Here is a 14,328-nt window from a genome sequence, read left to right on the forward strand (position 1 = left end):
GCCTCGCCAGAAGCGCGAAGGGGGCGCCGGATGGCGCCCCCTTACTGAATGATGGCGAGGCGGCCGGGGCCGCCTGGCCTCAGGCCGACTTCTTCTCGTCGGCTTTCTTCTCGGTCTTCTCGGCGGCGCTGACCTTCTCCGCGGCGGCACCGCTTTTCGCTTCCTGCGGCTGACCACCGGCGGCCTTGCCGTCATCCTTGCCCTTGCTCCTGGCGTGAGAGGGCGTCTTCTCGGCCAGCACGTCCTTGTCCTCACGGGGCTGGGGCAGGGAGGGCAGCGACTTGTCGAGCAGCTCAACGCTCTGGCGGTAGAAGAGCTGGCTCTTGTTGTGCTCGCCCAGGTTGGCATAGAGCCTGGCCAGCTCGGCACAGACCACGCCGCTGGGGCGCTGGCGCTGGCTCGCCTCGAAGTACTCCTGGGCCTTGCCCCAGTAGGCGTTGCGCAGCGACAGGCGACCCAGGGTGAGCAGCAGGTCCGGATCGTTGGGCCGCTCCTGCAGCCACTTCTCGGCGGTGACCAGCTGACGGGCGGCGTCCACGTCGAGCAGACCGTAGCGCAGCACCAGGCGGCTGTCCCAGCCCTCCTTGAGGGAGTGGCGCAGCAGCCGCTCGGCGATGGGCTCCTGGCCGCCGCGCACCAGCGCCTCGGCGTAGAGCACGATCAGCTCGATATTGCCGCGCAGGTGGTCGGGCATGTCGGCCCACAGGCCGCGCACCTTCTCGATATCGGTGCCTTCGCGGGCCTCGCGCACGATCAGCTCGCGGTAGGCGCGCTGCTCGAGCTGGTCGCGCTCCTCCCGGGAGATCAGCTGCTGGGCACCCAGCCGCGGCATCAGGCGGCGCAGGCCATCCCAATCGCTGACGCTGAGGTAGGCCTGCTTGAGCTGCTTGAGCACCTGGGGGTGGTTGGGCAGCTGGCGGTCCAGGCGAGTGAGGATGGCGAGAGCCTCCTCGTACTGCTGGCGGTCCAGCAGCAGCTGGGCCTGCATCAGGCCTACCGCGGTGTCGGCCCCCTCGGTGCTCAGATGCGCCCGCTTGAGCAGGGTATCGGCCTGGTCGAAACGGCCCTGGTAGTGGGCCGCCAGGGCCGCGGAGAGGTAGTTGACCAGCGGCGTGCTGGAGTCGTCGGCGGCCTTGACCAGGGACTTCTCCGCTTTCTTCCAGCGCCCCTCGGCCAGGGCCACCAGGCCGCGCACGGTACGCTTCATGGCGTTGCGGTTGCGGGCGCGGCCGTTCCACGTCTTGAAGTTGGAGACCGGATGGAGCAGATGCACCAGCAGGCGCAGGACGAAGTGCAGCACCAGGAAACCGGCCAGCAGGATGACCAGGCCGAACCAGAAGGAGGTCTGGAAGGAGGTGTCGCCGACCCGCACCAGCCAGTAGCCGGGCACCGCCATCATCAGCTGGCCGAAGAGCGCGCCGAGCGCCAGGCCCAGAACGACAAGTAGGATCAGCTTTCTCATGCGTCATCTCCCCGGCGCGACTCGAAGCGGCGCTCGATGAAGGTGGCCAGGGCCTGCTGGGAGCCGCTGATGTCCGGCAGCTCCGGGCGAATCGCAGCAGCCTTGAGCTCCCCCAGGCGCTCGACGACCGACTGCACGCCGGAGGCGGAGGTGTCGTAGTAGCCCTCGATCAGAGTCAGGGCCTTGTCGAGGCTCGCCTCGAAGAGCTCCTGCTCCTCCTTGAGCAGCGCCAGCTGGGACTGCTCGATCACCAGGCGCACGCTCTGGCGCAGGTAGGACTCCTGCTCGGGGGTGATCAGCGCCTCCAGTTCGGCATCATGGTGGCGAATGGTGACCAGGTCCTTGAGCTCCTGGCCGAAGCGGGAGAGCTGCTGCTGCCAGGTGCCGGTGGGCGCCTCCTCGATGCCGGAGCGCGCCGCCAGCTCCTCGATCTCCTGGGAGAGCGGCTGGCCGGCGATCTGGCGCTGCTGAGCGTCCAGGGCCAGCCACAGGCCGGTGCGGTCGACCCGCGGCACGGCCTCCAGGGCGGCCAGTTCGCTGGCGATCTCGCGGCGCACCGGCACCAGGGCGGGATTGTCCGCTTCGCGCAGGCGGTCATCGGCGGTGCGCAGCAGGGCCGCGGCCCCCATGACGTCGCGCTCCAGCTGCAGGCGCTGGTTGGCCAGGCGCAGCAGGTAGGCGGCCTCGGCGTGGAGCCAGTCGCGCTCGTCGGTCTCCTGCTCGCTGGAGAGCTCGTCGAGCACCCGGTCGAGGGTCTGGTTGACCTCCCCGCGGTAGCTGGCGAACTCGCCCTGCAGGCCTTCGAGGGCGCTGTCCAGGGCGGCGTCGCGCTCGCTTTCGCCCTCTTCCAGACGCTGCGCCAGGTCCGCCAGGTCGGCGGCGCTGGCAAACTGCTCGGAGGCGCTGGCGAACTGGCCGGTAGCGCTTTCAAGCTCGGCGATGCGCGCCTGCTGGGCGTCGAGCTTCTGCCAGGCCTGCCAGCCGAAGAGCACCACGCCGACGGCCAGAAGGATCACCAGCACGATAGCGGCGAGACCCGCCTTGCCGCCCTTGCCACCGTCACCGCCGCCGGTCGGGCGAGAGGCCCCGCCACCGCCGGCCGGAGGCGTGGCGGCCGGCTTGTCGCTGCCCGGGGCCGGCTTCGGCGCGGGGCTTCCCTTGTCGGCACCGCCCTTGTCAGCGCCGCCCTTCTCGCCGGCAGGCTTGCCGGCAGCGCCGCTGCTCGGCTGGGCGGCAGGCTCGGGCTTGCTCTCGGCCGCCTTGGCGCCGCTCTCGCCGGCAGGAGCCGCGCCTGAACCGGCGCTCTCCGCCCTGCTGGCGGCCTGGGCGGTCGTCTCGGGCTTGCCCTGGGCTGCAGCGCCCGGGTTCGCCTTGTCGTAACGCCGGGAGCGTCGCCGCCCCTGGTGGCCGCCCTTGCCGGCGTCGCCTCCCGAGGTCGCCGATTGCGCGCCGTCAGACGCCTTCTGTTCGTCCTGCTCTTGTGGTTGCTTGCTCATCTTGTCGCTAGCCCTTTTCGAGATCGTCTTGATCGACATCGGCTTCCTGAGGGTCACAGGCGGTGGCCAACGCCGCCGTCAGCGCAGCCGGCGTGGCGCCGGACGCCACGACGGGGGCACGGAACCCCAGCTTGCCGGCCAGTGTAGCCAACCGGGTGCTGGAAACGATTAGCGGTTGGTTCAAGGCGGCGCCCGTGCACCATCTTGCCAGATGTTCGAGGATTTCACCGCTGCTGACCACCAGGGCGCGAAAGTCGCCCCGGGCCAGGCGGTGCTGCATGTCGGGGGAAGGAGGGAGAGGGGTGCGGCGATAGACCGCCAGGCGCGTGACCCGGGCGCCGCGCTCGGTAAGCGTTTCGGCCAGCAGGGTGCGCCCCCCCTCACCGGCCACCAGCAGGACCTTCTCGTCGTCGAGCCGCCGCAGGGAGCCCAGGCGCAGCAGCGCCTCGCTGGTGTCCTCGCCGGCCTCCGCCGGCGGCACATGGACGCGTACGCCGAGGCGCCGGTGCAGCGCCTCGGCGGTGGCCGCGCCCACCGCATAGTAGTCGATGCCGACGGGAAGCTGGGGCCAGTAGCGGTCCAGCGCCGCTTCCAGGCACTCGGCGGCGAAGGGACTCACCACCACCACCCGCCGGAACTGGTCGAAATCGAGCCAGGCGGCGCGCTGCGCCGGGGTCTCGGGCAGCGCCTCGACGCGCATCGACTCGAGGCGCGCCACCGGCAGGCCGCGAGCCTCGATGGCCGCCGCCAGCACGTCGCCCCGCTCACCGGGGCGGGTGATCACGACCGGCTGGGCCCCCATCAGCCGGCGCCGTAGACCTCGGCGAGAATCTCGCCGGCGCCCATCTCCAGCAGCTCCTCGGCGACGCGGATGCCCAGCGCCTCCGGCTCATGGATGGAGCCGCGCCCCTCGGCGCGCAGCACTCGGGTACCGTCCGGGGTGCCCACCAGGGCGCGCAGCCAGAGAGTCTGGCCGTCGTTCTCGAAGATGGCATGGCCGCCGATGGGCACCTGGCAGCCGCCCTCCAGGCGGGTGTTCATGGCGCGCTCGGCGCGCACCCGGGTGGCGGTATCGGGATCGTCCAGGGGCGCCAGCAGGCCGATCAGCTCGGGGTCGTGCAGGCGGCACTCGATGCCCAGCGCGCCCTGGCCGCAGGCCGGCAGGCAGACCTCGGGGGGCAGCTCCATGGCGATGCGGTCGTCGAGGCCCAGGCGCTTCAGGCCGGAGGTGGCCAGGATGATCGCATCGAACTCCCCGGCGTCGAGCTTGGCCAGGCGGGTCTGGACGTTGCCGCGCAGGGAGAGAATCTCGAAGTCCGGGCGCGCCTCCTGCATCTGCAGGCCCCGGCGCAGGCTGGAGGTGCCGATGCGCGCCCCTTCGGGCAGCTCGTCGAGGCTCTTGTAGTGGTTGGAGACGAAGGCGTCGGTGGCCTCGGCGCCGGCGAAGATCACCGAGAGGCCGAGCCCCTCGGGAAAGTGCATGGGCACGTCCTTCATGGAGTGCACGGCGATATCGGCGCGGCCGTCGAGCATGGCCTCCTCGAGCTCCTTCACGAACAGCCCCTTGCCGCCCACCTTGGCCAGGGGCGTGTCGAGGATCTTGTCCCCGCGGGTGGACATGGCCACCAGCTCGACCTCGAGGCCGGGATGAATCTCCATGAGGCGGTCGCGAACGTGTTCGGCCTGCCACAGGGCCAGTTGACTCTTGCGGGTGGCGATACGCAGCTTGTTGATGGCTTGCACGAGGTTCTCCCTGTCCCGGTTCCCCTGCCGGCGTCCAGCGGTGCCGGCGCCCGGTGCTAATGGCGTTCTTCACAGCATATAGGCTGCCATCATAAAGCACCCGGCGGGGCAGGAGAAATCGGCGCCGGCCCCGGCGGGTCCGCCGCTCGCCAGGCCGATGGACTCTGGTACACTGCCGGGCATGTCCAGAGGTGCCGCCACGGCGGCGCCGGGCCGCCCTCGCGGCCCGTTTCACCGCAATCAGTCACGCAGGATGCCAAGCCCGATGAGCGCAGATTCCACCACCAACGGCACCAACCAGTCCTGGGGCGGCCGCTTCAGCGAGCCCACCGACGCCTTCGTCGCCCGCTTCACCGCCTCGGTCAACTTCGACCGGCGCCTCGCCTTCCACGACATCCAGGGCTCCGTGGCCCACGCCACCATGCTGGCCCGGGTCGGCGTGCTGAGCGACGCGGAGCGTGACGCCATCGTCGAGGGGCTCACCGAGATCCGCGACGAGATCGAGCGCGGCGAGTTCCAGTGGTCGGTGGCCCTGGAGGACGTGCATATGAACATCGAGGCGCGACTCACCGACAAGATCGGCATCACCGGCAAGAAGCTGCACACCGGCCGCTCCCGCAACGACCAGGTGGCCACCGATATCCGCCTCTTCCTGCGCGACGAGATCGACCAGGTCGCCGCCGAGCTCGGCCGCCTGCGCCACGGGCTGATCGAGCTGGCCGACCGCGAGGCCGATACCATCATGCCCGGCTTTACCCACCTGCAGACCGCCCAGCCGGTGACCTTCGGCCACCACCTGCTGGCCTGGCAGGAGATGCTGGCCCGGGATCACGAGCGCCTGCTGGACTGCCGCAAGCGAGTCAATGTGATGCCCCTGGGGGCCGCGGCCCTGGCCGGCACCACCTACCCCATCGACCGCCACGTCACCGCCGAGCTGCTGGGCTTCGAGCGCCCCGCCGAGAACAGCCTGGACGCGGTGAGCGATCGCGACTTCGCCATCGAGTTCACCGCCTTCGCCAGCCTGCTGCTGATGCACCTGTCGCGGATGAGCGAGGAACTGGTGCTCTGGACCAGCGCCCAGTTCGACTTCATCGACCTGCCCGACCGCTTCTGCACCGGCTCCTCCATCATGCCGCAGAAGAAGAACCCGGACGTACCTGAGCTGGTGCGCGGCAAGTCGGGTCGGGTCTACGGCCACCTGATGGGCCTGCTGACCCTGATGAAGTCCCAGCCGCTGGCCTACAACAAGGACAACCAGGAGGACAAGGAGCCGCTGTTCGACGCCGTAGATACCGTCAAGGACTGCCTCAAGGCGTTCGCCGACATGGTGCCCGCCATCGAGCCGAAGAAGCCCCAGATGGCCGAGGCAGCCCGTCGCGGCTTCTCCACCGCCACCGACCTGGCCGACTACCTGGTGCGCAAGGGCGTCGCCTTCCGCGACGCCCACGAGATCGTCGGCCTCTCCGTGGCCTACGGCCTGAAGCAGCAGAAGGATCTCTCCGAGATGAGCCTCGAGGAGCTTCGGCAGTTCTCCGACGTCATCGAGGCGGACGTCTTCGAGGTGCTGACCCTGGAGGGCTCGGTGGCGGCCCGCAATCATATCGGCGGCACCGCCCCGGACCAGGTGCGCGCCGCCGCCCAGCGCGCCCGAGACGCCCTGGCCGCTCTCGCGAGCACCCCGGGAGCCGGCGCCTGATGCGCCGCCTCTCCGCTTCCCTGGCCCCGATGCTGGCCCTGGCGCTGGCCCTGGGCCTCGCCGGCTGCGGCCAGAAGGGCCCCCTCACCCTGCCCGACGACGAGCGGGCCGCCGAGCGCCACGACGCCCCTGAGGCGGCTCCCCAGGACAACGAGAACGGTTAAGCCATGGATCACTTCAACTACCGCGACGGCGTGCTCTACGGGGAGGAGGTGCCCCTCACCCGTATCGCCGAGCAGTTCGGCACGCCCTGCTACGTCTACTCCCGGGCCACCCTGGCGCGGCACTTCCGCGCCTATACCGAAGCCCTGGGCGACCACCCCCACCTGATCTGCTATGCGGTGAAGGCCAACTCCAACCTGGCCGTGCTGGGGCTGCTGGCCCGCATGGGCGCCGGCTTCGATATCGTCTCCGTCGGCGAGCTGGAGCGGGTGCTGGCCGCCGGTGGCGACCCCGCCCGGGTGGTCTTCTCCGGCGTCGCCAAGCAGGAGGCCGAGATGGCCCGGGCCCTGGAGGTGGGCATAAAGTGCTTCAACGTGGAGTCGCGCCCCGAACTCGAACGCCTCAATGAGGTGGCCGGGCGCCTCGGCAAGGTGGCGCCGGTATCGCTGCGGGTCAATCCGGACGTGGACGCCGGCACCCACCCCTACATCTCCACCGGGCTCAAGGACAACAAGTTCGGCATCCCGGTGGACGAGGCCCTGGCCGTCTACGAGCTGGCCGCGAGCCTGCCCCATGTGAAGGTGGCCGGCCTTGACTGCCATATCGGCTCCCAGCTCACCGAGATCGCCCCCTTCCTGGACGCCCTGGACCGCCTGCTGGTGCTGCTCGAGACCCTGCGCGGCCGCGGCATCGAGGTGGAGCACCTGGACCTGGGCGGCGGGCTCGGCGTGCCCTACCGGGACGAGCGCCCGCCGGCCCCCTTCGACTACGCCTCCGCCCTGCTCGAGCGCCTCGCCGCCTGGGAGGGCAGCGAGCGGCTGACCCTGCTCTTCGAGCCGGGCCGCTCCATCGCCGCCAATGCCGGGGTGCTGCTGACCCGGGTGGAGTTCCTCAAGCCCGGCGAGACCAAGAACTTCGCCATCATCGATGCCGGCATGAACGACCTGATCCGCCCCGCCCTCTACCAGGCATGGCAGGCGATCCTGCCGGTGGATACCCGCCGCCCCCGGGAGAGCGCCACCTATGATGTGGTGGGCCCGGTGTGCGAGACCGGCGACTTCCTGGGCAAGGAGCGTACGCTCGCCATCGCCCCGGGCGACCTGCTGGCGGTGCGCTCCGCCGGGGCCTACGGCTTCGTGATGGCCTCCAACTACAACAGCCGCCCGCGCCCCGCCGAGGTGATGGTGGACGGCGACCGAGCCCATCTGGTGCGCCGCCGCGAGCGCCTGGAGGAGCTGTGGGCCGGCGAGGCGCTGCTGCCGGAGGACGCCGACTGATGCTGCTGCACTTCACCAAGATGCATGGCCTCGGCAACGACTTCATGGTGGTCGACCTGGTCACCCAGCGGGCGCGCCTGCAGGAGGAGCAGATCCGTCGCCTGGCCGACCGGCGCTTCGGCGTCGGCTTCGATCAGCTGCTGATCGTCGAGCCGCCCCGGGATCCAGACCTGGACTTCCGCTACCGCATCTTCAACGCCGACGGCAGCGAAGTGGAGAACTGCGGCAACGGCGCCCGCTGCTTCGCCCGCTTCGTCCGCGATCAGCGCCTCACCCACAAGCACGAGATCCGGGTGGAGACCGCCGGTGGCCCCCTGGTGCTGCTGGTGGAGGACGACGGCCGCATCCGCGTCGACATGGGCGAGCCGCGCTTCGCCCCCGAGGCCCTGCCCTTCACGCCTGAGCCCTGCGACGCCGCCGAGGATCGCCCGCTGCACGCCCTGGAAGTGAACGGCGAGCGCCTCGAGATCGGCGTCGTCTCCATGGGCAACCCCCATGCGGTGCTCCGCGTCGAGGACGTCGAGAGCGCCCCGGTGGAGCGCCTTGGGCCCGCCATCGAGGCCCACCCCCGCTTTCCGAAGCGGGTCAACGTCGGCTTCATGCAGGTGGTGTCGCCCCATGAGATCCGTCTCAGGGTATTCGAACGGGGCAGCGGCGAGACCCTGGCCTGCGGCACCGGCGCCTGCGCGGCCGTGGCCAGCGGCATCCGCCAGGGGCTGCTGACGAGCCCGGTTACCGTGCACCTGCCCGGGGGCGACCTCTCCATCGAGTGGGAAGGCCCCGGCACGCCCCTGGCCATGACCGGCCCCGCCGAACGGGTCTTCGACGGACGCATCGTCCTGTTCTGACCCGCCAGGAACCACCGCCCGAGGAGTTGTGATGTCACGAGCCGTTCCCGAACCGCGCAAGACCCTCGACCCGGACCGGGTGGCCGAATGGCTGGCCACCCACCCGGACTTCTTCGTCGGGCGCGAGGGGCTGCTCCAGCAGCTCAAGGTGCCCCATCCCGAGGCACGCGGCGCCACCTCGCTGCTGGAGCGCCTGGTCCACGACCTGCGCACCCGGGCCGAGCAGGCCGAATGGCGCCTTGAGCAGCTGCTGGAGTCGGCCCGCCACAACGAGGCCCAGTACCGGCGTACCCGGGCGCTGGTGCTGGCGCTGCTGGAGGCCGAGGACAACGACGCCCTGGGCCAGGCCCTGGCCAGCCAGTTCAGCGAGCACTTCGCCACCCCGGCGGTGGCGCTCTGGTGCCCCGCCAGCCTCACCGACGCCGAGCCCCGGCCGCCCCAGGCGCCCCGCCAGGTGCTCGACGAACACGCCGGCTCTCGCCTGGCGGCGCTGCTCGACGGCCGCACCAGCCGCTGCGCCCGGCTCACCCCCACCGACTGGAAGCGGCTGCTGCCCCACGCCACCGCACCGCGCCGCTCCGGCTCCTGCGCCATCACCCGGCTGACCCTGGGCGAGCCCCTGGGCTACCTGGTGCTGGCCAGCCCCGACGCCGACCACTACCGGGCCAGCATGGACACCCTGTTCACCGAGTACGTCGGGGACGTGGTGGCCCGGCTGCTGGTGCGCTAGGTGTCGCACCATGGCTGAACGAGGCGCCGCAGCTTCCCTTACCGGCGAGGTCGACGCCTTCCTGGCGGGGCTCGCCCCCACGGCGAGCCCCGCCACCCTGGACGCCTACCGCCGCGACCTGGCCGCCCTGCTGGCCTTCCTCGAGGCCCAGGGGGTCGAGGCGTGGCCGGCGCTGGATGTCGGCCTGGTGCGCCGCTTCCTGGGCAGCGAGCGCGCCCGGGGCCTGGCGCCGCGCAGCCTGGCCCGGCGCCGCTCGGCGCTCTCGCGGCTGGCCGACCACCTGGTGGGGCGCGGCCTGCTCGACCACAACCCGGTCGCCCTGGTGCGCGCCCCGCGCCAGCCCCGCCACCTGCCGAGCCCGGTGGACGTGGATCGTCTCTCCCGGTTCCTGGACACCCCCCACGACGGCTCCCCCCTGGCGGTGCGCGACCAGGCGATGCTGGAGCTCTTCTACTCCTGTGGCCTGCGCCTGGCCGAGCTGGCCGGCCTCGATCTCGGCGACCTTCAGCCGGAGCGGGTGCGGGTGAAGGGCAAGGGCGGCAAGCCCCGCCAGGTGCCCCTGGGTCGCCGCGCCCTTCAGGCGCTGGACCTCTGGCTCGTGGTGCGGGGCACCCTGGCCGCCCCCGGCGAGGCGGCGCTCTTCGTCGGCGCCCGGGGCGCCCGCCTCGGCCATCGCGCCATTCAGCAGCGCCTGGCCCTGGTCGCCCGCCGCCGCGGCCTCGACGAGCACCTGCACCCCCACCGCCTGCGCCACTCCTTCGCCAGCCACCTGCTGGAGTCGAGCCAGGACCTGCGCGCCGTCCAGGAGCTGCTCGGCCACGCCAACCTCTCCACCACCCAGGTCTATACGCGCCTGGACTGGCAGCACCTGGCCGCCAGCTACGACGCCGCCCACCCCAGGGCACGCCGGGCGCGCGGCCGCGACGACGAGGCCCCGACATGAGACTCGAGGCGATCACCTTCGACCTGGACGACACCCTGTGGGACAACGGCGGGGTGATGCAGCGCACCGAGACCGGGCACTACGCCTGGCTGGATCAGGCGCTGAACGAATGGCGGGAGGGGCGGCTCGGCGAGCAGGGTGGCGGAGCGCCACCGGCGGACGCCGCCGGCCGCTTCGCCGAGCGCTTCCCCCTGGAGGCCTTTATCGCCCATCGCCTGCGCCTCGCCGCCGAGCACCCGCTGCGCCGCGGCGACTTCACCTGGCTGCGCCACCGGGCGCTCGGCGAGCTGCTGGAGGCCTACGGCCTGCCCCCGGAGCAGGCCGCGCACTGGGCCAGGCGCGCCATGGAGCGCTTCATGGCGCTGCGCCACGAGGTGGTACCCTTCGAGGAAGTGGAGGCGCTGCTCGAGGCGCTGGGGCGGCGCTACCGGCTGGCCAGCATCACCAACGGCAACGTGGAGATCGCCCGCCTGCCCCTGGGGCGCCACTTCCCGGTGGCCATCGCCGCCGGCGAGCTGCTCGCTCCCAAGCCCGACCCGCGCCCCTTCCTGGCCGCCCTGGCCAGGCTCGGCACCACCCCGTCACGGGCGCTGCACGTGGGGGACCACTGGGAGGACGACGCCCTGGCCGCCCGGCGGCTGGGCATGCAGGCGGCCTGGATCGGCCCCGACGACCGCCCGCTCCCCGGCGGCATCCACCGCCTGGACCATGTGCGCGAGCTGCCGGCGCTGATCCGCTGGCTGGAAAGGCAGCGATAACGACATGCTCCGATAGCGAAAGGTGCCGGAGACTAGTCCAGCAGCCAGGCGTCCAGGCGCTGCTCCAGGGTATCGATGCCCTGGCCCTTGAGGGCCGAGAAGAGCTGGATGCTGACCAGGTCCTCCCACTCCCGCAGCCGGCTACGCACCTGCTGCAGGGCGCTGGCCGCCGCGCCGCGCTTGAGCTTGTCGGCCTTGGTCAGCAGGATATGCACCGGCATCTCCTGGTCATCGGCCCAGCCCAGCATGGTCTGGTCGAACTCGGTCAGCGGGTGACGCACGTCCATCACCAGCACCAGGCCGCGCAGGGAGGCGCGCCGCTGCAGATAGTCGGAAAGATGGCGCTGCCACTCCAGCTTCACCTTCTCCGGCACCTTGGCGTAGCCGTAGCCGGGCAGGTCCACCAGGCGCAGCTCGGCGTTCTCGCCCAGGGAGAAGTGGTTGATCAGCTGGGTGCGCCCCGGCGTCTTGGAGGTCCGCGCCAGGGCCTTCTGGCGAGTCAGGGCATTGATGGCGCTGGACTTGCCGGCATTGGAGCGCCCGGCGAAGGCGACCTCGGCGCCGCTGTCGGCGGGGCACTGGGCCAGGGTGGGAGCACTGATGAGAAAACGGGCGGTCTGGTAGTTGAGTCGCGCCATGGCGATGACATCCTGACGATGGTCGAAGGGGGACGGGGCGCGGCTTGCATTCCCGCGGCCGGGGTGATTCGGTATAATGCAGTGTCTTTTGTCTGCGACCCGGGGCACGCTAGTGTACCACCGCGCCCTCGACGTCCGCGAACCACCGGCACCTTGGCAGGGGTCGAGCGGCCTCGCGATCCGGGCGGCACCCAGGGTACGTACCGGTCAACAACGTAACGGCATAGTGGATTAGCGATGAGAAAGTTACTGGCAAGCCTGGCAATTACCATGGGCGCCGTCGGCGCCGCCCACGCCGACCTGGAGGCCGACGCCGATGCGGCGGCGGGCCGCGAGAAGGCTCAGACCTGCGCCGCCTGTCACGGCCCGACGGGCGTCAGCCCCGCCTCGGCCTTCCCGCACCTGGCAGGGCAGCAGGCCTCCTATACGGCCAAGCAGATCATGGATATCCGTGACGGCCACCGCCTGGTGCCCGAGATGGCCGGGCAGGTCGACAACTTCTCCGACCAGGACGCCTGGGACGTCGCCAAGTTCTACGCCCAGCAGGACGCCAACCTGGGCCAGGTCGACCCGGACAACGCCGAGCAGCTCGCCCGCGGCGAGGAGCTCTACCGTGCCGGCGACCTCTCCAAGGGCATCCCGGCCTGTGCGGCCTGCCACAGCCCCACCGGCGTGGGCATCGGCAGCGCGGCCTACCCGGCCCTCTCCGGCCAGTTCGTGGACTACACCGTCTCTACCCTGCAGGACTTCGCCGCCGGCGAGCGGGCCAACGACCCGGCCAACATGATGCGCGATATCGCCGCCAAGATGAGCGATGCCGACATGGAAGCCGTCGCCAACTACCTTTACGGCCTGCACTGAGCCTGACGCGAGGCGAGCATCGCCACCGCATCAGCGACACGCCAGGGCGGCCCCGAGGCCGCCCTTGTCGTATCTGTACCGAGCCGTATCTGTACTGACCCGGCCCACCCGCAGCGCTGCGGGAACCCTCGGCGAAAGGTGCGCTCAAAGGCAGCGACGCCCGCCCCGGGACGACGCCATTCAAGGAGAGAGTCAACGATGTTCAAGCCCCTGCTGTTTGCCCTGGCCGGCCTCGGCCTGTCGACCCTGGCCACCGCCTCCCCGCTGGTCGAGGGCCAGCACTACGAGGTGCTGCCGCAGCCCGTGGAGACCCGCGTCGCCGAAGGCCAGATCGAGGTCACCGAGGCGTTCTGGTACGGCTGCCCCCACTGCTACAACCTCCAGGAGCATGTGACCCCCTGGTACGAGACCCTGGATGACGACGTCAGCGTGGTGCACCTGCCCGGCACCATGGGCGGCGACTGGAACAAGCATGCGGCGGCCTACTATGCCGCCGAGGAGCTGGGCATCGCGGAGGCGGTCCACGCCGACTTCTTTGCGGCCATCCACCAGCAGAACCGCCGCCTGACCGAGGCGGGCGAGCTGGCCGCCTTCTTCAGCGGCTACGGCGTCAGCGAGGAGGAGGCACAGCAGGCGCTGAACTCCTTCGCGGTGAAGAGCAAGGTCAACCAGGCACACTCGCGGCTGCGCGCCATGCGCCTGATGGGCGTGCCGGCCCTGATCATCGACGGCCGCTACCTGGTCACCCCGAGCAGCGCCGGCAGCCTCTCCAACATGCCGCAGATTGCCGACGCCCTGATCGAGAAGGTGCGCGAAGAGCGTGGTGACAGCTGAGATGTCGCACCTGGCCGAGGCAAGGACGCCGCCCCTGGAGGGCGGCCACCTGAAGCTGCTCACCTTCAACATGCAGGTGGGCATCCAGACCTCGGCCTACCACCACTACCTGACCCGCAGCTGGCAGCACCTGCTCCCCCATCCCAAGCGCCTGCGGCGTCTGGACATGGTCAGCGAGGTGCTGGGGCGCTTCGATATCGTCGGTCTCCAGGAGGTCGACGGCGGCAGCTTCCGCTCCAGCAACGTCAACCAGGTGGAGTATCTGGCCAGCCGCGGGGGCTTTCCCCACCACTTCCAGCAGCTCAACCGCAACCTGGGCCGCATCGCCCAGCACAGCAACGGGCTGCTGTCGCGGCTGACGCCGGACCGCATCGAGGAGCACCGCCTGCCCGGCACCCTGCCGGGGCGCGGCGCCATCCACGCCCGCTTCGGTGACGGCCCCGATGCGCTGCACCTCTTCGTGGCCCACCTGGCCCTGGGGCACCGCACCCGGGTGCGCCAGCTCGACTACCTCTCCGAGATCATCCAGCCCCTGCGCCACGTGGTGGTGATGGGTGACCTCAACTGCACGCCGGAGCAGCTCCACGGCCATCAGCGCTTCTGCGCCTCGCTGCCGCTGCATCCCGTACGCCCACTGCTCAGCTACCCCTCCTGGCAGCCGCGTCGGGCGCTGGACCACATCCTGCTCTCCAACTCCCTGGAGGCCGCCGAGGTACGGGTGCTGGATCACCTCTTCTCGGACCATCTGCCGATCGCCGTGGACCTTCAGCTCCCCCCCGCCTGCCTGCAGGTCATTACCGCCAGGCTGAGAAACGAGGACGCCTAGGCGCCGTTGAGGCCACGGGGATGACGATCAGCGTCTAATCGGCGATGATGCCCG

Annotated in this window: 15 protein-coding genes; 10 read left to right on the top strand and 5 right to left on the bottom strand. The window is 70.8% G+C overall.

From position 1 onward, the window contains the following. Window positions 1–79: 79 nt before the first annotated feature. Genes ACRYRV_RS07385 through hemC form a run of 4 tightly spaced genes read right to left on the bottom strand, consistent with a single transcriptional unit; the run spans window position 80 to window position 4,701 of the window. Window positions 80–1,462 (bottom strand): heme biosynthesis HemY N-terminal domain-containing protein, encoded by a 1,383-nt coding sequence (locus ACRYRV_RS07385; protein ID WP_444985520.1) that lies wholly within the window; start codon window positions 1,460–1,462, stop codon window positions 80–82. Further along, the gene (locus tag ACRYRV_RS07390; RefSeq protein ID WP_444985519.1) at window positions 1,459–2,958 is read right to left on the bottom strand and encodes a uroporphyrinogen-III C-methyltransferase; all 1,500 of its coding nucleotides are present in this window, start codon (window positions 2,956–2,958) and stop codon (window positions 1,459–1,461) included. Before ACRYRV_RS07390 ends, ACRYRV_RS07385 begins: the two co-directional genes overlap by 4 nt. 7 nt (window positions 2,959–2,965) lie before the next feature. Then, window positions 2,966–3,760 (bottom strand): uroporphyrinogen-III synthase, encoded by a 795-nt coding sequence (locus ACRYRV_RS07395; protein WP_253447710.1) that lies wholly within the window; start codon window positions 3,758–3,760, stop codon window positions 2,966–2,968. Beyond that, window positions 3,760–4,701, bottom strand: a complete 942-nt coding sequence (gene hemC, locus ACRYRV_RS07400; protein ID WP_253447708.1) for a hydroxymethylbilane synthase — start codon at window positions 4,699–4,701, stop codon at window positions 3,760–3,762. The genes ACRYRV_RS07395 and hemC overlap by 1 nt, the downstream gene beginning before the upstream one ends. 265 nt (window positions 4,702–4,966) lie before the next feature. Here hemC and argH point away from each other — a divergent pair, with 265 nt between their 5' ends. Genes argH through ACRYRV_RS07435 form a run of 7 tightly spaced genes read left to right on the top strand, consistent with a single transcriptional unit; the run spans window position 4,967 to window position 11,115 of the window. Then, window positions 4,967–6,397 carry an argininosuccinate lyase gene (gene argH / locus ACRYRV_RS07405; RefSeq protein WP_444985518.1) on the top strand — a complete coding sequence of 477 codons (1,431 nt, stop codon included), beginning with the start codon at window positions 4,967–4,969 and terminating at the stop codon, window positions 6,395–6,397. Beyond that, window positions 6,397–6,561, top strand: a complete 165-nt coding sequence (lptM, locus tag ACRYRV_RS07410) for an LPS translocon maturation chaperone LptM (protein WP_374711076.1) — start codon at window positions 6,397–6,399, stop codon at window positions 6,559–6,561. The genes argH and lptM overlap by 1 nt, the downstream gene beginning before the upstream one ends. A 3-nt stretch (window positions 6,562–6,564) precedes the next feature. Further along, window positions 6,565–7,836, top strand: coding sequence for a diaminopimelate decarboxylase (gene lysA, locus ACRYRV_RS07415; RefSeq protein ID WP_309637390.1), 1,272 nt, complete (start codon window positions 6,565–6,567; stop codon window positions 7,834–7,836). After that, complete coding sequence (dapF, locus tag ACRYRV_RS07420) at window positions 7,836–8,684, top strand: diaminopimelate epimerase (protein ID WP_309637391.1); 849 nt, start codon at window positions 7,836–7,838, stop codon at window positions 8,682–8,684. The genes lysA and dapF overlap by 1 nt, the downstream gene beginning before the upstream one ends. A gap of 31 nt (window positions 8,685–8,715) precedes the next feature. Next, window positions 8,716–9,414 (top strand): DUF484 family protein, encoded by a 699-nt coding sequence (locus ACRYRV_RS07425; RefSeq protein ID WP_444985517.1) that lies wholly within the window; start codon window positions 8,716–8,718, stop codon window positions 9,412–9,414. Between the two features lie 10 nt (window positions 9,415–9,424). Continuing rightward, entirely contained in the window at window positions 9,425–10,357 is a 933-nt protein-coding gene (locus ACRYRV_RS07430; protein ID WP_444985516.1) for a tyrosine recombinase XerC, read from the top strand. Then, complete coding sequence (locus ACRYRV_RS07435) at window positions 10,354–11,115, top strand: HAD family hydrolase (RefSeq protein ID WP_309637394.1); 762 nt, start codon at window positions 10,354–10,356, stop codon at window positions 11,113–11,115. Before ACRYRV_RS07430 ends, ACRYRV_RS07435 begins: the two co-directional genes overlap by 4 nt. Before the next feature lie 32 nt (window positions 11,116–11,147). Here ACRYRV_RS07435 and yihA read toward each other — a convergent pair whose 3' ends face one another. Beyond that, complete coding sequence (yihA, locus tag ACRYRV_RS07440) at window positions 11,148–11,753, bottom strand: ribosome biogenesis GTP-binding protein YihA/YsxC (protein ID WP_253447694.1); 606 nt, start codon at window positions 11,751–11,753, stop codon at window positions 11,148–11,150. A gap of 237 nt (window positions 11,754–11,990) precedes the next feature. Between yihA and ACRYRV_RS07445 the strand changes: the two genes are divergently transcribed. From ACRYRV_RS07445 to ACRYRV_RS07455, 3 genes are all read left to right on the top strand, one after another. Beyond that, on the top strand, window positions 11,991–12,614 hold the full coding sequence (locus ACRYRV_RS07445) for a c-type cytochrome (RefSeq protein WP_253447692.1): 624 nt from the start codon (window positions 11,991–11,993) through the stop codon (window positions 12,612–12,614). 198 nt (window positions 12,615–12,812) lie between these two features. After that, window positions 12,813–13,448, top strand: a complete 636-nt coding sequence (locus tag ACRYRV_RS07450) for a thiol:disulfide interchange protein DsbA/DsbL (RefSeq protein WP_253447690.1) — start codon at window positions 12,813–12,815, stop codon at window positions 13,446–13,448. Between the two features lies 1 nt (window position 13,449). Next, entirely contained in the window at window positions 13,450–14,274 is an 825-nt protein-coding gene (locus tag ACRYRV_RS07455) for an endonuclease/exonuclease/phosphatase family protein (RefSeq protein WP_253451924.1), read from the top strand. Window positions 14,275–14,328: the final 54 nt, after the last annotated feature.

The organism is Halomonas mongoliensis, assembly GCF_052496345.1.

Bases quoted from the DNA above. Each gene is read 5' to 3' on its own strand.
- lysA (WP_309637390.1), top strand. From the start codon at position 6,565: ATGGATCACTTCAACTACCGCGACGGCGTGCTCTACGGGGAGGAGGTG.
- ACRYRV_RS07450 (WP_253447690.1), top strand. From the start codon at position 12,813: ATGTTCAAGCCCCTGCTGTTTGCCCTGGCCGGCCTCGGCCTGTCGACC.
- ACRYRV_RS07455 (WP_253451924.1), top strand. From the start codon at position 13,450: ATGTCGCACCTGGCCGAGGCAAGGACGCCGCCCCTGGAGGGCGGCCAC.
- ACRYRV_RS07445 (WP_253447692.1), top strand. From the start codon at position 11,991: ATGAGAAAGTTACTGGCAAGCCTGGCAATTACCATGGGCGCCGTCGGC.
- ACRYRV_RS07395 (WP_253447710.1), bottom strand. From the start codon at position 3,760: ATGGGGGCCCAGCCGGTCGTGATCACCCGCCCCGGTGAGCGGGGCGAC.
- ACRYRV_RS07435 (WP_309637394.1), top strand. From the start codon at position 10,354: ATGAGACTCGAGGCGATCACCTTCGACCTGGACGACACCCTGTGGGAC.
- ACRYRV_RS07385 (WP_444985520.1), bottom strand. From the start codon at position 1,462: ATGAGAAAGCTGATCCTACTTGTCGTTCTGGGCCTGGCGCTCGGCGCG.
- dapF (WP_309637391.1), top strand. From the start codon at position 7,836: ATGCTGCTGCACTTCACCAAGATGCATGGCCTCGGCAACGACTTCATG.
- lptM (WP_374711076.1), top strand. From the start codon at position 6,397: ATGCGCCGCCTCTCCGCTTCCCTGGCCCCGATGCTGGCCCTGGCGCTG.
- ACRYRV_RS07390 (WP_444985519.1), bottom strand. From the start codon at position 2,958: ATGAGCAAGCAACCACAAGAGCAGGACGAACAGAAGGCGTCTGACGGC.
- ACRYRV_RS07425 (WP_444985517.1), top strand. From the start codon at position 8,716: ATGTCACGAGCCGTTCCCGAACCGCGCAAGACCCTCGACCCGGACCGG.
- argH (WP_444985518.1), top strand. From the start codon at position 4,967: ATGAGCGCAGATTCCACCACCAACGGCACCAACCAGTCCTGGGGCGGC.
- ACRYRV_RS07430 (WP_444985516.1), top strand. From the start codon at position 9,425: ATGGCTGAACGAGGCGCCGCAGCTTCCCTTACCGGCGAGGTCGACGCC.
- yihA (WP_253447694.1), bottom strand. From the start codon at position 11,753: ATGGCGCGACTCAACTACCAGACCGCCCGTTTTCTCATCAGTGCTCCC.